Annotated in this window: 14 protein-coding genes; all 14 read right to left on the bottom strand. The window is 44.2% G+C overall.

Annotation, left to right across the window (positions count from 1 at the left end; all coding sequences use genetic code 11):
- Positions 1-29: 29 nt before the first annotated feature.
- Positions 30-770 carry an ABC transporter ATP-binding protein gene (locus EBA31_RS06980; RefSeq protein WP_122077940.1) on the bottom strand — a complete coding sequence of 247 codons (741 nt, stop codon included), beginning with the start codon at positions 768-770 and terminating at the stop codon, positions 30-32.
- A complete protein-coding gene (locus tag EBA31_RS06975) occupies positions 770-1,537 on the bottom strand; it encodes an ABC transporter permease (protein ID WP_122077938.1) in 768 nt (255 codons plus the stop codon). Before EBA31_RS06975 ends, EBA31_RS06980 begins: the two co-directional genes overlap by 1 nt.
- A 344-nt stretch (positions 1,538-1,881) precedes the next feature.
- Positions 1,882-2,769, bottom strand: coding sequence for a UTP--glucose-1-phosphate uridylyltransferase GalU (galU, locus tag EBA31_RS06970; protein ID WP_122080594.1), 888 nt, complete (start codon positions 2,767-2,769; stop codon positions 1,882-1,884).
- A 482-nt stretch (positions 2,770-3,251) separates the two neighbouring features.
- Positions 3,252-4,274 (bottom strand): UDP-glucose 4-epimerase GalE, encoded by a 1,023-nt coding sequence (gene galE / locus EBA31_RS06965; RefSeq protein ID WP_122077936.1) that lies wholly within the window; start codon positions 4,272-4,274, stop codon positions 3,252-3,254.
- Positions 4,275-4,555: 281 nt separating this feature from the next.
- Positions 4,556-5,923 (bottom strand): phosphomannomutase CpsG, encoded by a 1,368-nt coding sequence (gene cpsG / locus EBA31_RS06960; RefSeq protein WP_122077935.1) that lies wholly within the window; start codon positions 5,921-5,923, stop codon positions 4,556-4,558.
- 15 nt (positions 5,924-5,938) lie between these two features.
- A complete protein-coding gene (locus EBA31_RS06955; protein WP_122077933.1) occupies positions 5,939-7,363 on the bottom strand; it encodes a mannose-1-phosphate guanylyltransferase/mannose-6-phosphate isomerase in 1,425 nt (474 codons plus the stop codon).
- A 305-nt stretch (positions 7,364-7,668) separates the two neighbouring features.
- On the bottom strand, positions 7,669-9,048 hold the full coding sequence (locus EBA31_RS06950; RefSeq protein WP_044549370.1) for a TolC family outer membrane protein: 1,380 nt from the start codon (positions 9,046-9,048) through the stop codon (positions 7,669-7,671).
- Positions 9,049-9,050: 2 nt separating this feature from the next.
- Entirely contained in the window at positions 9,051-10,382 is a 1,332-nt protein-coding gene (locus EBA31_RS06945) for an HlyD family type I secretion periplasmic adaptor subunit (RefSeq protein WP_122077931.1), read from the bottom strand.
- Positions 10,383-10,436: 54 nt separating this feature from the next.
- Positions 10,437-12,203, bottom strand: a complete 1,767-nt coding sequence (locus EBA31_RS06940; protein WP_020826025.1) for a type I secretion system permease/ATPase — start codon at positions 12,201-12,203, stop codon at positions 10,437-10,439.
- Between the two features lie 385 nt (positions 12,204-12,588).
- Complete coding sequence (locus EBA31_RS06935; protein ID WP_122077930.1) at positions 12,589-15,594, bottom strand: DUF4214 domain-containing protein; 3,006 nt, start codon at positions 15,592-15,594, stop codon at positions 12,589-12,591.
- An 811-nt stretch (positions 15,595-16,405) separates the two neighbouring features.
- Positions 16,406-18,421 (bottom strand): right-handed parallel beta-helix repeat-containing protein, encoded by a 2,016-nt coding sequence (locus tag EBA31_RS06925; RefSeq protein ID WP_122077926.1) that lies wholly within the window; start codon positions 18,419-18,421, stop codon positions 16,406-16,408.
- A gap of 45 nt (positions 18,422-18,466) precedes the next feature.
- Entirely contained in the window at positions 18,467-19,900 is a 1,434-nt protein-coding gene (gene wbaP / locus EBA31_RS06920; RefSeq protein WP_236591367.1) for an undecaprenyl-phosphate galactose phosphotransferase WbaP, read from the bottom strand.
- 236 nt (positions 19,901-20,136) lie between these two features.
- Entirely contained in the window at positions 20,137-21,228 is a 1,092-nt protein-coding gene (locus EBA31_RS06915; RefSeq protein WP_122077924.1) for a glycosyltransferase, read from the bottom strand.
- The gene (locus tag EBA31_RS06910) at positions 21,229-22,305 is read right to left on the bottom strand and encodes a glycosyltransferase family 1 protein (protein ID WP_122077922.1); all 1,077 of its coding nucleotides are present in this window, start codon (positions 22,303-22,305) and stop codon (positions 21,229-21,231) included.
- Between the last annotated feature and the right edge of the window lie 15 nt (positions 22,306-22,320).

Raw genomic sequence — 22,320 nt, 5'->3', positions numbered from 1 at the left:
TAATTACCTAATAGTCATAATCATAAATTTCAGGCCATTGCTATTTTATATTGAGAGATAACAGAATGGGCTTCCCCCATGTCTCTCATTTTATGGTTTTCAATCCAAATGACTTTATCACAAATTTTTTCAACATCTTCAAGATTATGACTAACAAAAAGAATGGTAACGCCCTTTTTCTTAAATTCATTAATAGTATTCAGACATTTTCGCTGAAAAGCAATATCACCTACTGCCAGAACCTCATCGATGATTAATATGTCCGGATCTACCTGTGTTATTACGGAGAACCCTAACTTCGCCAACATACCACTTGAATAGACACGGATGGGTTCATCGATAAACTCACCCAATTCAGAGAACTCTATAATTTTATCCAGACGTTGTTTTAATTCTTTACGACGTAGCCCCAATAAGGTGGCATTAAGCCGTATATTTTCACGCCCAGTGAGTTCAGGGTGGAATCCCCCGCCCAACTCCAGCATCGATGCAACACGCCCAACGACGCTAACTGTACCCGACGATGGTTTCATTACTCCAGCTACCAAACCAAGTGAAGTACTTTTTCCTGCACCGTTACGACCAATAAGTGCGACGGACTCTCCTTTCTGTACCTGAAAGCTGATGTCTTCTATCGCTAAATAACTTCGGCCACTTAGCAAGCTCAACGCACGGCGTGGATTAAAAATCAATTCTTTAATGCCAGATCCAATATGATGATATAATGGATAGCGCTTAGTGACATTTTTAAATTCTATAGCCAAGCTCATTATAGTATCTCTGCAAATCTGTACTTTAATTTATTAAATATGCTAGTGCCAATGATGACGAATAAAAGAGCATATCCATAAAGCATACCAACTTGATGGTAATCAATAACCCCATTCATAAAGAGATCCCGCCAACTCAGTATCATATTTGCCAGCGGGTTATAATCAATCAAGAATTTGTACTCTTTTGGAATCATGTCACCAGAATAAAGAATCGGCGTGCAATAAAACATAAGCATAATGCCTAGCGTCACGAACCTTTCTAAATCACGGAAAAAAAGATTTAATGTCGACAACATCATAGCAATACCAAAAGTCATCAACATTTGGGCTATACCAATTAATGGAACACCCCAAATCCAGTCAACCGAAGGGCGCATGTCGTACACATAGAGGAAAACAATGATCACAGGAATGGTGCATAAAAAATGCAAACACTCCATGAGCACATTACTGAAAGGGATAACCGAGCGTGGGAATACTGTTTTCTTTATTATTTGCGCATTTGCTATAAAAGAATATAGAGAATTTGTCGTTGAACTAGCAAACCATTGCCATGGGAAAAGACCAGTAATAATGAATATTGTATAGTTTGGAATCTGAACACGCATGACCAACTTAAAGATAAAGTAATAGATCATGGCAAAGAGCAATGGATTGGCAATTGACCATAAATAACCGAAAAAACTACTTTTATATCTTACTTTCAATTCTTTCTCTGTGATGACTGCAGCCAAATCCCAGAGGTAACCTAAGCTATACTTCATATGAAAACTCGATTTAAGATTAAAATTCCCTAGCAATTGAAACCTAATGTTATTTCAACTGGCATCGATAATAATTAGTAACACTTCCAAGTCGCAGAATCGACCGAGTGAACTTCAGGATATTTTTCAAGAGCATTTGTAACCACGCTACCGCCCCTGGCATTGCGGCAACCAGAGCACTCTCATCATAACCGATTGATTTTAATATAACATTCAGCAATGCATATCCCTTAACACTCACCATGGCAACAGTGTCTTTTCATGGCGAGTGATGAGGATCCACGTTACATCCAGCCGTTTCATTTTACTTTAGGAATCGGCTGGATTCATCAGATCACTCTAATTCAAGCTAAGAGTTGGTCTCTCAGCCATGCAGTAAAGTCCTTACCTTGCGTAGAATGACGAAGTCCATATTCAACGAAAGCCTTCATGTATCCCAATTTATCGCCACAGTCATGGGAACGCCCTACCATTGCAAAAGCATCTACGGGATGTTGTTCCATTAACATTGCGATAGCATCTGTTAACTGAATCTCACCACCTGCGCCATAGGGTGTTTTCTCAAGCAATGGCCAAATATCCGCAGCCAGCACATAGCGACCAACCACTGCCAGGTTCGAAGGCGCTTCATCAACTGAAGGTTTCTCGACAATGGCGTGCATCGGCACACTCTGCCCCGGAGCTACTGGAGCACCACTGCAATCAACTACGCCATATTTAGAAACGTCTTTTTCAGGCACGGGCTCAACCATAACCTGGCTGCGGCCACTCTCGCCAAATATGGCGATCATGTTTGCTAAATTATCTTTTGCCAAATCACTTGCGACATCATCCATTAAAACATCTGGCAGCAGCACGGCAAAAGGCTCATCGCCGATCAGTGGACGAGCACAGAGAATCGCGTGGCCTAATCCTTTGGATTGGCCCTGCCGCACATGCATCAGCGTGACCCCTTTGGGACAGATCGATTGTACCTCATCCAGCAGTTGGCGCTTGACACGTGATTCCAGCATGCTTTCCAGTTCAAACGACGTATCAAAGTGATTCTCAATGGCGTTTTTTGATGAGTGCGTAACAAGAATAATCTCTTTAATACCGGCTGCGACACATTCATTCACGATGTATTGGATGAGAGGTTTGTCAACGACCGGCAACATTTCCTTCGGGATAGCCTTTGTCGCCGGTAACATGCGGGTACCGAGCCCAGCAACTGGAATGACAGCTTTTAGCATTTCTGTGGGGACTCCCAACAACTTCAGGTTCATTAATGCAACACGTCAAAAATCATCATAATGGCGTTTCATGGTCATTAACTGTTCTTAAGCGCGCTGCCAAAACGATATCAGTTTTCTTCGGCCTGAAGTATACACCGATGTTAGGCGTTAATACATTAACACGACATAGACAAAACGTTATCTGTCTAACGGTTAGTCGCTAACCGGCAGAAAAACACATAACACACTGAAAAACAACAATAAAAAACCAATTCACGTCCACTTGACACATTAACGAAATGAGCAATTGTGTATAATATACCGCTACCAATGCATCAAGACTTATTAGATAGCATAATTATAATACCTAACGTAATCATAATAATCCTTATTGAGAATGCTTATTAATTCTTTATTTTGATTGTCAATGAAAGCCTCTAACCAAACCAACAAAAAAGCCCATATCATATGGGCTTTTGAGAATTGTACTTAGATTTTCGCTAACTCTTGCTGCGGTAACCCTGTGGGTTATTTTTCTGCCAGTTCCAGGTATCGCGCATCATATCGTCAATACCGCGACGCACTTCCCACCCCAATTCCTTGCGCGCTAAATTGGCATCAGCCCAGAAAGCGGGCAGATCTCCGTCGCGCCGCGGTAAGATTTGATAAGGTATCTTCACGCCTGACGCCCTCTCAAAGCTCTGCACCATACTCAATACCGAGTGACCCACGCCTGCCCCGAGATTGTAAGCTTTAAAACCATCAACGTTCTTAAGATGGTCCATAGCCATCAGGTGCCCCTCAGCCAGATCCATCACATGGATGTAATCACGCTCGCCAGTGCCATCTTTAGTCGGATAATCTCCGCCGAATATACCCAGCTTTTCCAGCTTTCCAATGGCCACCTGAGAGATATAAGGCAACAGGTTGTTTGGAATGCCATTTGGATCTTCACCAATCAAACCAGATTCGTGCGCACCTACCGGATTGAAGTAACGCAAAGCGATAATGGAAAATTGCGGTTCCGCTTTAGCGAAATCCTGCAGAATTTGCTCAACCATCAACTTTGACGTGCCGTAAGGACTGGTGGTACCACCAATCGGCGTGGTTTCTACATAAGGAACCGGGGAGTTCGCACCATATACCGTAGCTGAAGAGCTGAAGATAAATTGAGCCACACCGGCACGACGCATTTCCTCTAGCAGCACCAACGTACCGGCAACGTTGTTTTGATAGTATTCCAGCGGCTTACGGGTCGATTCCCCCACCGCCTTCAATCCAGCGAAATGGATGACGGCAGAGATATCATGCGCATCGAATATGCTACGCAGGGAGTCGCCATTTTGGATATCCCCCTGATAAAAGGTAGCCGCTCTGCCCGTTAACTGTTCGACACGATGCAGTGATTCTTCTGACGAGTTCGACAGATTATCCAGCACAATCACTTCTTCACCGCGTTCCAGCAAGGCTAATACCGTATGAGAACCGATATAACCGGCACCACCGGTAACTAAAATTGCCATTCACCACTCCTTATGCGCGCCTGAAGCGCCAACGACACAAATTCTATTACTTTCTCAATCCGATAGCCTTTGGGAGTTACAGCCTAAAAATGGACAAGACAGCAAAGTGCTGACAGTAACCTCCATCGACGTCATTGTCTTTAGGATAAATCATATGTGCTCGATGGCAACGCCCATGATTGAGTCCGTTTTTATTGATCACAGCCCCGCTTATCGAACTCATTCAACAAACAGGGCTGCAAAACGCAGCCCTGTTCTGATACAACACCATCACGGCGAATTTAGCGAGACAGTATCGCTAAAATCTCATCCGTCATTTCTTTCATGAGGGCCACGTCTGCACGTGACTCAACATTGAGACGAACTACCGGCTCGGTGTTGGACGAGCGCAGGTTAAAACGCCAGTTACCAAACTCCATGCTGATACCATCGGTGTAGTCAACCTCGACTGCCCGCGACAGATAATGTTGTTTGACGCTTTCAATTGAAGCTGCCGGCTGTGCCAGTTTGATATTGATTTCCCCTGAAGATGGGTACGCCGCAATACGGTCCTGCACCAATTCCCCCAGAGTTTGTCCTTTAACACACACCAATTCAGCCACCAGCAACCATGGGATCATGCCGCTGTCGCAATAGGCGAAATCGCGGAAATAATGGTGCGCACTCATTTCGCCGCCATAAATCGCGTCTTCCGCACGCATGCGTTCCTTAATAAATGCATGCCCGGTTTTCGACATTACTGGTACCCCGCCCGCTTCGCTCACCACATCGATGGTGTTCCAGCTCAGGCGTGGATCATGAATGATTTTTGCACCGGGTTGTTTTTGCAGGAAAGCTTCTGCCAGAAGGCCAACAATATAATATCCTTCAATAAAGTCGCCTTTTTCGTCAAACAGGAAGCAACGGTCAAAATCGCCGTCGAATGCAATCCCCATATCTGCGCCATGTTCACGCACCGCATTGGCGGTATCTGCACGACATTCTGGCAATAACGGGTTGGGGATACCATTCGGGAAGGTACCGTCCGGCTGATGGTGAACCTTGATAAATTCCAACGGGACGTTCAAAGCTTTAAGGGAGGCTTCAATCGCATCGATCACATGACCGGCGGTACCATTACCAGAGTTGATCACCAACTTTAGTGGCTTAAAGTTCTCGACGTTCACATAGGACAGCACATGTTGCACATAATCTGCCAACACATCCTGACGAACATAGCTGCCACGAGTCGCGGCCGGCTCAGGGAATTGGTTTTTCTCCGCCAGCTCCTGAATTGCGCGCAAGCCTGTATCACCGCTGATAGGACGTGAGCCTTCACGCACCAGCTTCATTCCGTTGTAGTCAATCGGGTTATGGCTGGCTGTCACTTCCACACCGCCATCCGCTTTCAGATGAGAGGTGGCAAAATAGACTTCCTCTGTGCCGGTCATACCAATGTCGATCACGTCGGTGCCGGCGTCCTGCAGACCCTTTGCCAACGACAGCTTCAAGCTTTCGCTGGTCAGGCGTACATCGCTACCGAGAACGATGGTCTTCGGTTTTAGGAATTCGCCATAAGCGCGCCCAATGCGGTAGGCGATATCATCATTCAGTTCCTCACCCAACTTACCGCGCACATCATAAGCTTTAAAACAGGCTAACTTTTCCATCACCAAATCCTTTAATTAAACTCGGCCGTACCGATCATGTAAACGTTCAATGTCATCTTCTTCCAGGTAAAATCCTGATCGAACCTCAATGATTTCAAGGTCGATTTTCCCAGGGTTCTCCAGGGTATGGACACTGCCGGCAGGGATGAATGTAGATTGATTCTCAGATAAGAAGAATTCTTTGTCTTCAACATTCACTTTCGCCGTACCGCTAACGACGACCCAGTGCTCTGCTCGATGAAGGTGGCGCTGTACTGACAATCCCTCACCAGGACGAACAATGATCTTTTTGACCTGGAAATGCTCGCCGTTGTCGATATCACAGATCTTGCCCCATGGGCGATAAGAAGAGGAGTGCTGACGGAAGTGATGAAGATTGCGTTTTTTGAGCTCATCGACCACTTTCTTAACGTCCTGAACGCGATCTTTTGTCGAAATCAACAATGCATCATTGGTATTGATCACGATAAGGTCGTCCAACCCAATAGTCGCAACTAGCGCAGCGTCAGATGATATATAGTTATTATTCGAATCGATGGAGATAATCTCGCCGACGTTAACATTTCCGCGAGCATCTTTTTCGGAAACCTCCCACAGCGATGACCATGACCCCACGTCGCTCCAACCTGCATCGATAGGGATCACCACCGCATCCTGTGTTTTCTCCATGACAGCATAATCAATGGAGTCGCTAGGGCAGTGCTTGAAGATTTCCTGATCAACGCGAATAAAGTTCATATCGCGCTGACTGGCTGCCACGGACTGTTGCGTAGTGCTGAAAATTTCTGGGCTAAACTGTTGTAGTTCTTGCAAAAATTTGGCAGTTTTAAACATAAATATGCCACTATTCCAACTAAACTCACCACTTGCCAAATATTCAACGGCTTTTTCAAGGCAAGGTTTTTCTACAAAAGCGTCAACTTTAAAACATTCGCCAGAAAGTGCATTGCCACGCTTGATATAGCCGTAGCCCGTTTCTGGATGTCCAGGAATAATACCGAAAGTCACCAAGTTATTTTCAGTAGCATGTTGAATAGCCGCTTTTATTGCCGCGTGAAAGTTTTCCACTTTCGTAATCAAATGATCTGCGGCCAACACCAAGAGCATGCTGTCATCATCTTCTTCTGCGGCCAGATGTGCTGCCAATGCAACAGCTGGCGCAGTATTGCGTCCAACCGGTTCTAAGATAATGTTTGTCGCAAGCTGCCCGATTTCACGCAGTTGTTCCGCGACCAGAAAACGATGATTTTCATTGCAGATGACCAACGGTGCGGCGACTTCGACGCCCTCCAGTCCAGATAAGCGCTGTAAAGTTTGCTGCAGCAAACTAAATCCACTGTCATCAATGGAAAGGAACTGTTTGGGGAATGATTCGCGCGACAGTGGCCACAACCGGCTGCCGGTACCACCGGCCATAACCACAGGAATTAGTTTTGACATTATTAACCCTTAACTCAGTCGTCTGTCTTATAAACGAGAGTGCGGCGTAGCGCCAGCCAACCCAGCATTATAAAAGTCATACAATTACATACAGAAGTTACATGTATGTTAAAAACCCCTGCCTATGCCAATATCTTCCCATAGATCTATACGCAATGATTTATAGCGAAAAGTACTGTTTTACAGGCGAGGCAGGAGCACCACCGGTTGCTAACATAACGTATTGAGACAAAAAAGAGCAGCTTGAGGCTGCTCTTTCAGACAAATACTCATGGTGAGTATTTGAACCATTTATCCCTACCCGGTCAACGATTCATAGAGAAATACTGCGCCACTCGTTTCACGTCCTTTTCGTCAAGCGTTCCAGAGTCACTCAACAGGGTGATCCAGGACTTTATGTAGGTGTACTTAGCCGAAGCCAGGTCTCGCTGCGCGCTGTAAAGTTGTTGCTCGGCATTCAGCACATCGACGTTGACGCGCTGCCCTGCCAACACGCTCTGGCGGGTGGCCGTTACCTGCGTTGTCGCCGATTTTACCGCCAGTTCATACGCCGCTAATTTTGCTCGACTACTAATGCAAAGATTGAACTGCTTACGCAGATCGTTCAGCGTGGTACCGACTTGTGCATCCATTTCATACATCGCCTGCCCATAGCGTGAAGCCGCCTGACGAGTCGACGCGGACACCCCACCGCCGGCATAGATCGGCACGCTCACCTGCACGCCGATACTGTCGGTGCGGTATTTTTGGTTAACCGTGTTATCACTGCTGGAGTCATTTTCCGAATGGGAAGCATAGAGCTGAACCTGCGGCATGAAGCCCGCTCGGTTTCTCTCTACCTCATACTTGGCGGCATCAACGCCATGGCGAGAGGCAGCCAACATCGGGTTATTCTCCAGGGCAATTTTTTGCCACTCTTCAAATTTCGAAGGGATTAACGGCGCCACCTGGAATTTACCGGGGCGCAGTACCTGTAGCTCATCCAGTTGATCGAGCGGTACGCCAATAATCACCTCCAGCTCGCGTTGTGCCGCATCCAGGGCATCACGTGCCTCAATTTCCTGCGCCTCTGCCAGACTGTAGCGCGCCTGGGTCTCTGAAACGTCGGTAATGGTGCCTTCACCCGCGCTCATTAAGCGATCGTTCAGCGCCAATTGCTCTTTGTAAGCCGCCTTTTGCGCTGAGGCCAGCGCAATCTGGTCTTTGGAGTAAGCCACTTCAACATAGGCGGAGATCACCCGCACAGCCAGATCGAGATACTTACTGCGGTAACGCTCATCTGACATCAGCGTTTGCGCCACGCCGGCCTTGTAACGCGCATAGGCTTCGTAATCGAACAACGGTTGCGTCAGCGTTATCGAACTGGAATGGCTGCGATACTGTTGTCGTTTGGTCGCCTCACCAAGGCTATTGCCAAAAATGTCACTCGCCGGATACTTTTGCGTCTGCCAGTTACGGGGTGAATTCTGGTAATTGGCCGACACCTTCGGCAGCAGCCCCGCCCTGCCGATGTTTTCGTTTTCATCCCCCGCTTCTTTTTCTTTTATAGCCGCCCGAAAGGTCGGATCTTTTTCAAGTGCCAGCGAATATGCGTCTAGAATCCCTATCGAATGAACCGGCGCAGATATCGCAAACAAGAGGGTACTGATAGCAAGGCCAGCAACCTGTCGTTTAAATTGAATCAAAATTATTCCTCGGTTAATGAAGTATGAGCGCGATCCAAAATAGGTTTAAACAAATAGCTCAGCAGTGAGCGCGACCCTGTCTTCACGAATACCTCAACAGGCATACCCGGTTTAACATCCTCCCCACCCAGCATTTTCATGCCTTCTGGAGATACCGTAACCTGCATTTGGTAGTAGGGTTCGCCATTGGCCTTGTCAACCAAACGGTCGGCAGAAACCAACGTCACCGTCCCCGGAATTTTCGGGGTTTTATTCTGGTTGAAAGCGGTAAACATCAAATCCACCGGCAACCCGTTGTACACCTTGTCAATCAGCTCTACCTTCAGGCGGGAATCCACCACCAGCGTAGCCTGGCTAGGTACAACGTCCATCAGGTGGTCACCCGCTCCCACGACGCCCCCCTGAGTAAAGATATTTAATCCGACTACGGTGCCATCCACCGGCGAGGTGATAGCGGTGTTGCCGAGATCAAAATTCGCCATTTCCAGCTTGTTTCGGAATTCACTGGCGTCCATCTGCGTTTGCGCCAGTTGGGTTCTGACCTCGCGCTGATAGTCGGCAAAACGCTGATCGATCCGCTGCTGAGATTCCTGCAGCTGTTTTTGTACTTGGCCGATCCGCCCGACGGTTTCATCGATGCTGCTGTTAACTTCCGCAAACTGGCGCTGTACTTCAAGATAACGGTTACGCGGTAAATAGCCGTCGGCAGCCAGTTGTTTCATGCTGTTCATCTGCTCACGCAGGCTGGAAAGCTGGATCTGTTTATTGACCCTGGAATCCTGCAGGCCTTTTAACTGGAAGCGCATACCGTCCATCGACTGTTTATAACCGTCGACTTCGCTTTGCAGCCCCTGACGGCGCGAGGAGAAGAGCTGGGTTTGCAGCGCGATGATCTCGGCAACCCGCGGCTGAGCCTTGAGTTGTTCGAAGACCGGCGAGAAAGTCACTTTGCTTAATCCATCACGTTCAGCAAGTAGGCGGCCTTCGGTGGCCAGGGTGGTGTAGTATTGATCGCGCAGAGAATCAACCTGCGCCTGCGCCTGTACCTGACTCAGTTGCACCAATACTTCACCGGCTTTAACCCTGTCGCCTTCTTTTACGGTGATGCTTTTAATGATGCCGCTGGCTGGCGCCTGCACGGTCTTGCGGTTGCCGGAAACAATCACCGAGCCTGGCGAAGCAACCCCTTTATCCAAAGGTGCAAATGCAGCCCAGGCGAAAAAACCAAACAGGCCAAGCCCCACCACCAACCATCCCATGCGGGTAAAACGCCGCTCGTCCTGTGGGATCTCTTCTGAATACGAGTCTTGCGGCTCGCCAATGTGCGTAGACATACCAACTCCTTCGACTGCAGGCGGCGCTTTTGCCCCGCCCGGCAAGTTCACGGCTTAATTAATTTGAGTTTTTGGGATATTGCCTTCGTCCGGCTCGGAATTGACCGCACGCACGGCTTGCTGTGGAGTCTGCGCTTTTTGCGCATTGGCCAGGGCTTGCAGAACCTGCTGCGTTGGGCCAAACGCATTGACGCTACCGTTGACCAACAGCAGCAGCTTGGTGGTCATCGACAGCAGGTTGGTGCGATGGGTAATCAGAATCACCGTTTTATTACGCTGCTTGAGGAACAAAATGGCCTGATTCAGCGCTTTCTCACCGGCGTCATCCAAATTGGAGTTAGGCTCGTCCAACACGATCAGAGATGGATCGCCATACAGCGCACGCGCCAGGCCAATTCGCTGCTTCTGTCCGCCGGATAACCCTGCCCCGCCGTTACCGATGATCGAATCGTAACCATTAGGGAAGCGCAAGATCAGTTCATGCACCCCGGCCAGCTTGGCGGCTTCAATAACTTTCTCGGAGTCGATATCGTTAAAGCGAGCGATGTTTTCAGCGATGGTGCCGGCAAAGAGTTCGATATCCTGCGGGAGGTAGCCAATGTAAGGCCCCAGCTCATCTTTATTCCACTGGTAGATATCAGCATTATCAAGACGCACAATGCCTTCACTGACTGGCCAGATACCGACCAGTAAACGCGCCAGCGTAGACTTACCGGAAGCGCTTGGCCCGATAATCCCCAGCACGTCGCCCGGTTGAATAGCAAAGCTGACATTGTGCAACACCGCATCGGCTTTTGATCCCGGAGGGGTGGCGGTGACGCCTTCGACCGAGATGATCCCTTCAGGACGGGGAAGCGACATCCCCATTCCGCGCGGAGGATGCTTATCAAGCAGTTTGACCAAACGCTGATAGGACAGTTTGGCTGAGCTCCAGCTTTTCCAGACGTTAATCACCTGCTCGATGGGCGCCAGAGTGCGCCCCATCAAAATAGAGCCCGCGATCATCATGCCGGGCGTGATATGCCCATCAATCGCCAACCATCCCCCTAGCCCCAGGACCAATGACTGCAGAGAGAGACGAACAAATTTGGTGATGGAACTGACGGTAGTCGCGCGCTCGCTGGCAACACGCTGGCTATTGAGAAATCTCTGATGCAATCCAAACCAACGTCGTTTTAGATTAGGCAGCATGCCCAATGCTTCGATCACTTCAGCATTGCGCAAATTGGTACTTGCCAGGCTGCTGGACATGATCGATAACTTGCTCGCTTCGCCCAAGGGTTGCTTGGAAACCATTTCGTTGACCACCGCCAACGCAACCAGCAGCAATGAGCCAACCAGAGCAAACAAACCCAACCACGGGTTGAACAGAAAAATCACCAGCAGGTAAATCGGGAACCAGGGCGCATCGAAGAAAGCAAACAGTGCGCTGCCGGTCAGGAACTGCCGTACGGTAGTCAAATCACCCAGCATCTGCCCTGCATCGGAAGAACCATTCTTAAGGTTAGATTCGTACGCTGCCGTATAAACCCGCGTATTCAAACGCATATCCAATTGGCTACCGATACGGATCACCACCATGCTGCGCACATACTCCAGCAGCGCCATCATGCCGAACATTCCCAGCATAATCAGCGTCAGCATCAGTAAGGTGATTTCATTGCGCGAAGGAAGCACCCGGTCATAAACCTGGAGCATATAGATTGAAGGAACAAGCATTAACAAGTTAATAAATGCGGTGAATATGCCAACGGTCCAAAAAACTTTACTGCGTGTCCGTATAACATCCGCAATTTCATTGCGCGGTATAAATTGATTCACATTCTGCCCTTACATCATGTGCACTGTCAGTCCAATCCGCATTGATTTCTTCTAAGGAAATTCCTAAAAAAAACAAAAATAAAGAAAATCCGAAAGAAGCCTCCCCAAACATGCTCGAGACTGCAGATACTTTTTTTAACTATAGGTAGAGAAAGCACATATCAGCAAGGCAATACGTAAAAAAAAACCGCAGAAACATTTGTTAGAAATGCAGGGAAAACAACAAGATGAAAGACATGATGAAATATGAGGGAATTATGAGGAATGGAATAAGTTAGAGATAATGATGCCGATCACAAAATAAAACAATACGGGAAGTTTGACCTCCCCGTATTATTTAACTAATAACAGTTTCAATGGAAACTATTAACCTGCAGAGCTTACCTTATGCGTAATGCAAAGTATCCAGTAGTTGCTGATGGTTCTGGCCTGTCAGGTAAACGACGCTGTCGTTAGCATCCAGCGTGTGGTTATTGTTGTTATCAATAATCACATAAGAGCTGGCATTATCGCCGGTACCGCCAAACACCACTGACGCCACACCCACTTTAGCCGTCAGTGCGTTGCTGCTACCAAGGCCGAGGATACCGCCCAACAGGCCAATAACGCCGTTGGTCAGGCCGCCAACCAGAGTACCCAGCAGCGCATCCAGAGTATCAGAAGCACGAGTGCCGTAATCCGCCACCGCGGTGCCGCTGGTATTGCCGGAGATGGTCAAAGCAGAGGCTGCATCAACGATCTTGTCTTTGGTGCTGTCAAAGTCGGTAATGGTAACACCGGCCTGAGTGGTACTGGACTTCAGTTGATAGGTATTCACACCATTGCCACCGGCCAGGGTGGTGTTACCCAGAACGTTGAAGCTGTCAGCCGCGCCGGTCCCTTCTACAGTCAGTTGATAACCGTTCAGGCCCAGCGTGTTCAACAGTGGGGTCAGCAACGCTGTAGTTACCGCACTCAACGGCAGGATGTTCAGCAGTTGAACGATAATACCGTCACCGGTACCGGCATGGTTTGAATCAAGATTCAGACCGGCGGTATTGGTGGATGCGTTAACATCACGCACATTACTGAAGCCGCTGCCAAGCGTTAAATTCAGAACATGATCGCCAGTAACGTTTATGTTCTGAACCTGCGCGTTGGTACCAGCCAATGAGACGATATTGCTAAACGAGCCCGTACCGCCAGACGCAATATTCACCGTACCTAATGCCGTTCCCAACAACGCACTGCTGCTACTGGTCAGACTGATAGCGCCAGCATTGACGTTTGAAGAACTTACTGCATCGAAATTGATATTGAAGTGGTCGGTCGCATTCTGAACAAAAGTGAAGCCCAGGGTGCTTGCAGATGTTGCATCGCCCTTCACTTCCAGTTGTGCAGCGTTACCGCCCGCAGCGTTAATGACACTGGCATTGGTTAAGCCAGAGATCACAAAACCTTGAGAGCCCAGGTTAGTTGCTGCTGCGCCTTGAGTTACCGTGCCCCCAGTAGTCCCTTCAACTGTCGCCGTCCCGTTGGTTAAACCAAAATCAAAGACGTGCGTCGGTGTGGTTACGCTGGTAGTGGTTGGTGAACCGATCAATGGCGTGGTAATCAGGGTACCAACAGATTTGCCGATAAATCCTGTCAGATCAATCTTCTCGAAATTCGAGAAGTTATTAGCATTACTGGTGACAACGCTGCTACGAATGCCCAAGGCGTTTTGGTTAGTCACAACAGACTTGGTGATAAAGTTGGCGGAGATAGAGTCAATACCTGACCCACCATCGGCTTTAATGGTGGTCGCTACCGTGTTAGCACCGTTTGATACTCCATTACCCGCCCACGCCAGGCTGTCGTTACCTGCACCAAGGTTAAACTGACCGGTGCCGGTGGCAATATTAGCCGTTGAAGTAACAACCACTGCGTCCGCACCCGAGCTGGCGTTCAAAATGACATTGCCGTTGTTGACGGTAATGCCTACGCCCGGGTTAACGCCATTGTCTGACAGGTTAACCGTTGCTGCACTGGTGCCGTTAATGGTCAGGTTCGCCAGGTGATCGGCGAACTTCAGGTTAACGACACTGGCCGCGTTGGCGTTTAACAACACATTTTGCAGTACGGCGGTTTCAGCATTACTGATCTGGTGTGAAGCACCGGTGTTAACCGTGCCGGTGGCATTGCCGCCAGCGGCGGTTGCAGTGAGTGAAGCTGCTGTTTTGTACAACAAGCTGGTGCCGATATCGAATTCAAACCCGTGCTGTTGAGTAACAGTAGCGGCATCGGTTGCGGTTGAAGTGCGCAGATCGTTGATAATTGCCTGAGTAATGGCTGATTTATCAGAGCCTAAAGCAGCATATACCGCCAGTTGGCCAGCATTAGCCGCAGTACCATGCACCGCAGTATAAACATGCTGGATAAAATCATCGCCTGTCAGCTGTGCGCCTTTACGTTGAAATTCTGCAGAACCTAAGACAGAACTGATGAAATTTTTATACGTAGTAGTACTTAACGATAGATACTTACTCCAATTATCTAAAGCACCAGCATCAATACCACGCTCTGGTACAGCTAAATACACAGCAGCAGCTTGCTCCTGAGCAGTTAAACCAGCAATTTTTCCTTGAGCATACGTAACCGTTGCATCATTAAAATGCTGCTGCGCAACAGTATCTGTAGATGAGACAGCACCGCGAAGAGAGGTGATGATTTCTGCAACGATCTGACCACGCGTGCTCCCACCTGTTAACTCACTCAGATAATGAGAGAGCTCAGTGGAAGATGGTGCACGTTCATAACTGGCAGTGAATACACGCAGAAGAAAGTCATTGTTATTTAAAGAAGTTAGATATGAACGATCGGCGACAAATTTATCTGCAATTTGCGCAACTGATTTGGTTCCTGCATTCAAAATAGAGCCAAATAAATTCACATTACTTGACTGCGCGACTAAACCCAAAACATGATATATAGCTTGTACATCCGATGCCCCCTGACCAGCCGCCGCAGGACTTGTGGCAGGGAACAATACCTTGTTAATTTGCGTATCAAAGTTATTCTGAGACGTCGTTATCGAAGAATCAAAACCTTGATAATTAATAAGGTCAGAAAGCACCTTAGAAATTGACTCGGACAAACTAGATGATGCCAATAGATCCTGCAGTGTTGTAGTTAGCGCAGCACTGCCGTAGGCTTTTGTATAAACAGCTTGTAGAATATTTAAATCACTTTGGCCCCCAAATAATGCCGAGCCATCTGCCGACGAAAGAAGGTTGGTGACATAAGTGCTGGCCGTAAGTGTCCCACTCTCGAACTGCGCACCAACGCTATCATAATCTGAACTTGACGCATTTTTCCCCAGAACAGCATACAAAATTGCAGCTGCCTCTTTTTGAAACGCCAGAGAAGCCATAACAACCCCCTTCGAGGTGAATTTCCGATTAAGCAAAAACCTGTCTCATCGCAAAGAATAACTAAGCATGAGAATCAGGAAGTTATAAAAAACATCAACTTACCAAACAGGAAAAATATTTAATGAACGTTCTACCCCCTAACTCTAACGAATTACATCTATCTAAGTTAAAGAAAGGCCATAAACTAAATATTGTCAAGGTGGTGAAAAGCACTCATTACTGGAACAAGGAGAAAACCATCACATTGATTAATATAATTTTTTTAATACACCAGTGTTTTTCATTACAAAATAAAGACAGCCAAAAAATTTTGGGCAAAAAAAACATCCTAAACATATCAAACCCAAAAACGAAAAAATACACACTGAACTCTCGATAAAACATAAAGTTAGGAAAGCCGGACAACGCTACCAATCTAAGGATTTTCTTAAAATTCGAAATATCGCGTTAACAACATTAAATTTATAATCATAAGCATAGGATTTTTATTTTAAAAAAAGCTTACCCCCTTAGTCAGCCTATAATAATATTTTACTTATAACACAAATAACCATGCGATTAGTGTTGTTAATGATGGAGGTTGTCTTAGGGATAATAAAGATGCTTAGCATTAACACTGGAAGGGGGAAACTAAGAGGAAGATGATTTTGGAAAGAATAGTACCAATGATGATTATATACATTCAAATCATGGCAATTCGAGGTAGGACGGAGAGGTAGCAAGTTTGAACAACAATAACAATCGAAATCAACACGCCGATGTTATTCAAAAAACTTCGGCGTGGTAATCATACAATAGTACAGGATGGTCTCAGCTCCCACGATTAACTAAAACAGATAATATAGTGTCTTTTACATTCAATTTTTCGTCTCCATAATTACTGACCGTAATCATTATAAGATCGTTCATTGGGATAAAAGCAGTAAAAGAGGTTTTTTCAAGTAGCTTAGAAGAGGTAACTGAGGTCACTACCCATCCAACTTTGACCCCTGATACTGGGAATTTAAAAGTCATACTTTCGCCCGAAGCTAGAACAATCATTAGCGCATCACTACGGCCACTAATATTAGCGAACTTTTCAATATTCCAGATACCTGGAGAGCCACCTTCGACGCAAACCCATTCTGATGGCATACCTGCCACCGGGCTAACTTCAATAGCTCTATCTCCAGCTTTGAAGTAACCTTCTTTTGGCAACCCAAAAAAATATATTTTATTACCAAAAGTCGAATAGTCGGTATCAATCAGATGGCTTGCACTCATCATACCGGTGAAAATATCTTTCGCTGGGGATTCAATATGATTGTTCTTTATCAAAATCCGACCTGTAGGATCAGACCCCAAATGGAAAACTGAGAAGGGTGATGATAAATTAATTTTGTTTGCAGTAAAAATAAGATTGGAGATTTTATTAAGCCGAATATGCCCCTTGCCATCATTATTAATTACATTACCAACAAAGCTAATATCCCCACTAAACTTGAAGTCTGCATATTTATCACCACCATTTTTCTTAAGGCTACTTCCGAAATAGTTGGCATTTACGATGCAATCTGTTGCACTAAGCAAAGTACTACTATCACTAATGCGATTAGACGATATCGTAGCATTGGTAGCCGAAATGGCTGGATAATCCGCATTCTTTTGAAGACCAGATCTTTCAACTATATTTTCTGAAATAATCGTGTTTTCTACACTTATACCATTAGCAGTATAAAAGGCTATCCCCGCCTGACCTGTATTTTTAACTGTATTTCCGGAAACAATTGTTTTCTTGATCGGATATTTTTGCGGATTGTTATAAACAGCGTTATCAACAATAATACCAAAACGATTAACTGTATCAATATCATTCCCGAAAACCTTTAAGTTTTGGATATTAGTGAAGGCAATGCCATATGATGTGTTACTTATCGAGTTACCACTAACCAAGAGGTTACTAAAAGTAGTACTTGAACCAGTTTTCTCATCATTAAGTGTTATCCCTCCTCCCAGAGTTCCCTTTAAACCAAAAATATCTGTCGCAGAGAAAATTCTGTTACAGATAATTTTCCCATCATAAGAAGGCGAACCACTAGTTTTCAGGAGAATCCCATCACCATTATGTTCATAAATATCATTATTAAAAATCAGCCAAGAAAAACTCGCCCGTATCGCAATACCCTCTTCACCCAGCTTGTGTACAAGACAATTTTCAACTCTGAAATGCGAAGAATCGGATATAGATATCGCGTCCGTGCGATAACTGATATTTAAAGAAATGAGTTCGAAATTAGAGCATCCGCGAACAACGACTCCACTACAAGACTTCCCCCATAGGCCGGTGTTTTTTGATGAGGATAGAGTTATATTCGAAAGACTAAAATCTTGTTGATTTTCAATTTTAAATATATTTAAATCATTACTATCGCTATCTAAAAAAATAGTACCACCACCGAAAACATGGCAATTTGATGGTAATTCAAAATCCCCAGAAGTGACTCTATAATAACCTCCAAGAACAATCTCAACGATATTTTCCGATGATAAATCCTTGGCTCTTTGAAACATCAGATTAAACTCTTGATAACTATCTTTAATCTCTTCACCTGAGGTTATTGAATTAGCTTGAGCGTGTTCATCACCAATATTCTTCTTGATAAACATTTCTGGATTAAGTTTTACGGTTTTTGCCCTATTGTGCTGAAGAGAACCAGGACTCTTTTTATCAAACCTTTTTATCTCAGGAATAGTTGAAGTGCTTATATCAGCAGCTGAAGAGACTCTTACAGCTGCAACACCTGCTGCTGCAATAAAAATATTTTTGACAAGCTTTCTTCGTTCCATAATCCAAGCACCTATTATGTAGGGATAAAATCACAAACGAAAGGATCAATAAGCACCATCACGTTTTAATACTACCGCAATAGTTTTAAAAAGAATGGCAATATCATTCCAGAGGGCCCAGTTCTTAACATACCACGCATCAAAATAAACCCGGGTGTCGTAATCAATATCATTACGACCGCTAACCTGCCAAAGTCCAGTCATTCCAGGCTTTGCCATCAAATAATAATCAACATCACCTGCATAACGTTCTAGCTCCGCCTCAACCACCGGGCGTGGGCCAACTAGGCTCATTTCACCTATAAATACATTCCATAGCTGAGGTAATTCATCTAAACTCGTTTTACGAATAAAAGCGCCGATCTTAGTTATTCGTGGATCGTTCTTGAGTTTAAAATCCTTATCCCATTCTTTCTTAGCTTCCGGATCTCGCTCAAGAAGTTCTCTGAGTACTTCTTGTGAGTTTGTAACCATTGACCTAAATTTAAGACACTTGAATTTTTTTCCGTCACGACCAATGCGTTCATGACCATAGATAGGTTTTCCACCATCTCTAGAAACTTTATAAGCAAGAAATAACAAAACTGGGGTTAATACAAGCATGATAAAAAATGAACCTGCAATATCAAACGTTCTTTTAAGAAAACGTGATGATCGTTTAGCTAAATTATTGCTAACGCGTAAAATCATTACTTCATGACTGAATATAAACGACATGTCGGTACCATACAGTGGCACACCACGTAAAGTAGGAATGACAGAAACAGAACGGCAATTATGCTTCGCAAGGTTCTTCAACCACCAATCTCTCAGTGCATGTTGTTCAAATTCAAGCGCTATGATGAACTGTGTATTTTCAATATCAGAACATTGCCACAGCTCTTGTTCATTGTTGATAACGGGTATACCAAATTTATTTTCATGACAGGGAATATCGGTACATACAAATGCCGCAACTTCGAATCCTAGAACCTCTTCGCTTTGAAGAGCCGCGTAGGCCTCGAAAGCATTTTTACCCGACCCGATGATTATCGTATGCTTTTTCCAAATATTCAGTTTGTTAAGAATTTTTTTCGTTAGCGTTCTCCCAACAGGGACCAAAATCACAATTAGCGCCCAAGAGATCATCCAAACGTATCTCGAAAAATTCCATTTTGAGAAAGCGACTAATGCCAAGTCGAGAATCGCGAAAATAATAAGAGTTCTGACAATTTCTTTTAATTCAAACCAAAATGGTTTCCTATAGGTATAATGTCTTAACCTTGTCCAAAACCAAAAAACACAAAGTAATGATAAAACAAATTGTGCCAGTGCTCTTATTGCAAACTCGTCTTGAGGAACAAATTCATCCAAGCCACCAAACACTTTGTAGATAATCAAATACGAAAGGTAAATAGAAATATTAAAGAAAAATACATCTGAAAGTGCTAAAGAGAATTTAGTGACATAATTTGCCATAAACCCATTTATTTTATTCATGATTTTCGCCCGAGACTAACACCATTGACAATTTAAATACAGAAACGAATGATTTTTGACCATGTGTTAATAACCTTACCAAAGTAAAATAAACACTTAGACTAAGGAAAATATAACAGAATTGCAATAACTGAAAGTAAGCTAAAGCATACTCTTACCCTTCATTTTTTCATGCTTAATCAATGACAACCCCATAGATTTCACTCTTCATTATTTTATAGAAAACACAAAAAGCATCAATCAGAATCTATTAATAAATCTTCGTATATTTTGTTAGTCTTCTCTATCATTTGTATAGCTGTGTATTTTTCTAAAAATACGCGATTGGCATTTTTACCTAATTTTTTCCAAGTTTCTTTTTCTGTGTTTTCAAGATAGCTAATCAGGCTTTCAATATCCTCAGATTCGAAAAGTAAACCATTATAACCATGCTCAATCATCTCTGGAAAAGAACTACAATTACTCGCTAAGACTGGTATACCATGACTCATAGCTTCTAAAGCCACCATAGCAAACCCTTCCCAGCGACTAGGCATAACCAATACATCAGCATACATAAAATACGGGACCAATCTCTCAGTACTCAGCCAACCAGTATATACTATTTGAGGTCTTTCTTTTGGCGGCTCTTCACCATGTACAGCACTGCCAACGGCTGTCAAAAAAATAGGTTTTCCTTCAAGCAACTTCATCGCGTCAAGTAAAATATCAAATCCCTTCTGATAGTCAAAGCGACCTACAAATAAAACGTTAACGGCTTCATTTTTATACGGACTGACTAATCCTGGTTTGAATATAACGTCTGGTACGCCATTGTGAACCACTTTGAGTTTTCTTTTTGGCAAACCAAATTTTATAGCACTATCTTTTTCATGTTGACTAACACAGATAATTGCATCCGTTGCTGGAGAAAACAACCGTTCCAGTAATGCAAATAATTTCATTTTTTTAATATTGCCACGCATCATAAAAGAAAATGCATGAGGACAATAGACCACCTTAGGCCTACGTACTGGCAATAGAATAATCAAGCCAATCCTACCCAATACGCCAGAAAAGGTACTATGAAGGTGAACTAAGTCAGGATTAAATTTATAGACGGTTTTAATGAACAAAAAAAAGAAATTTAAAAAAGAACGTAAGTTACGGCCAGTCCGTGAAAATGAAAGAATATTATCATCAGCAATGGAATATAATTCAGACAACTGTTCACTTGGGGCGATACACTTAACTACATTCGAATTATCCTGAATTTGGCCAGTCACAATTTGACGAACTACAGTTGCCACCCCACCCTTTATTGTCTCCGCTGCATGTAAAATTTTCATTTAATATTCGACCTGAACGTTTAAAAATGAATCGACTATATCACTAATCCTTTGAGCTGAAGTATTCCAAGAAAAACGCTTTATATTTTCGTTCCCTTTTTTTATCAGTTCTTTTCGCAATTCCGGATCCGAAATAATTTTCTCCATCGCATTTTCAATAGCTTTAATATTACTTGGGTCAAAATAAATCACACTATTTTTTAAAACTTCGGGCATAGAAGCAGTATTCGATGAAATAACAGGACAACCACATGACTGAGCTTCCAATGGTGGAATACCGAATCCTTCATAAAATGATGGGAAAACAAAAGCTAATGCATTTTGATAAAGCTTGATCAATTCCTCATCATCAACCCTGCCCATAAACTCCACTTTATCGGACTGAGAAAGCAACTTAGAAAAATCCTGCTTAGAGAAACTTACTGCTGTTTTGCCTATTATCTTTAAAGAGATATCATACTTCTTCGAGATCGTTTCAAATGCAGACAACATTCCATGGAAATTTTTATGAAAATTAGGTGAAGAGACAGCAAGAAGGTATTCGTTTCGCGTATCTGAGAAGTCTTCATTTAAATTATGAAATGCATTACTTACTGCATTATAGATTACAGATATATTGTTTTTAGGGTATTTAAAAACACTATGAATTTCGTTTTTTGAAAACTCACTCACTGTTAATAAATGCCGACTATTCTTTAGAATCCTGGGAATTAAAACACCGTATACCAATCTGAATTTCTTAGAGAAACTTGCTGGGTAACGCTTATAAGTAACATCATGATGAGTAACAATCTGGTTTTTATAAAACGCAGGTGCTGTACTACACAAATTAAGTAATAGAGGTGAGTCCTTTCCCTTTAAAAATTTAGGTAATTCTATTTGCTCCCAATAATGCCCTTTTTTTTCACCAATTATTTCAATATTAAATTCATTGAGAATAGATTTATTTAAAACCTCCTTAGGCGCCAAGATAACTACATCCTTTCTTATTTTATTTAGCTGGCGTGATATTTCTTCAGCAAATCGTTGCACCCCTGTCATTTCTTGAGTCAAGAAACGCCCATTGATATATAGCATACTCCTCCCGTTTTA

Source organism: Serratia sp. P2ACOL2 (genome assembly GCF_003691565.1).
Lineage (GTDB): Bacteria > Pseudomonadota > Gammaproteobacteria > Enterobacterales > Enterobacteriaceae > Serratia > Serratia liquefaciens.
This window is presented reverse-complemented; position numbering and strand designations above follow the sequence as displayed.

Bases quoted from the DNA above. Each gene is read 5' to 3' on its own strand.
- EBA31_RS06935 (WP_122077930.1), bottom strand. From the start codon at position 15,594: ATGGCTTCTCTGGCGTTTCAAAAAGAGGCAGCTGCAATTTTGTATGCT.
- EBA31_RS06980 (WP_122077940.1), bottom strand. From the start codon at position 770: ATGAGCTTGGCTATAGAATTTAAAAATGTCACTAAGCGCTATCCATTA.
- EBA31_RS06915 (WP_122077924.1), bottom strand. From the start codon at position 21,228: ATGAAAATTTTACATGCAGCGGAGACAATAAAGGGTGGGGTGGCAACT.
- EBA31_RS06955 (WP_122077933.1), bottom strand. From the start codon at position 7,363: ATGTCAAAACTAATTCCTGTGGTTATGGCCGGTGGTACCGGCAGCCGG.
- EBA31_RS06945 (WP_122077931.1), bottom strand. From the start codon at position 10,382: ATGTCTACGCACATTGGCGAGCCGCAAGACTCGTATTCAGAAGAGATC.
- galE (WP_122077936.1), bottom strand. From the start codon at position 4,274: ATGGCAATTTTAGTTACCGGTGGTGCCGGTTATATCGGTTCTCATACG.
- EBA31_RS06975 (WP_122077938.1), bottom strand. From the start codon at position 1,537: ATGAAGTATAGCTTAGGTTACCTCTGGGATTTGGCTGCAGTCATCACA.
- wbaP (WP_236591367.1), bottom strand. From the start codon at position 19,900: ATGAATAAAATAAATGGGTTTATGGCAAATTATGTCACTAAATTCTCT.
- EBA31_RS06925 (WP_122077926.1), bottom strand. From the start codon at position 18,421: ATGGAACGAAGAAAGCTTGTCAAAAATATTTTTATTGCAGCAGCAGGT.
- EBA31_RS06910 (WP_122077922.1), bottom strand. From the start codon at position 22,305: ATGCTATATATCAATGGGCGTTTCTTGACTCAAGAAATGACAGGGGTG.
- galU (WP_122080594.1), bottom strand. From the start codon at position 2,769: ATGCTAAAAGCTGTCATTCCAGTTGCTGGGCTCGGTACCCGCATGTTA.
- cpsG (WP_122077935.1), bottom strand. From the start codon at position 5,923: ATGGAAAAGTTAGCCTGTTTTAAAGCTTATGATGTGCGCGGTAAGTTG.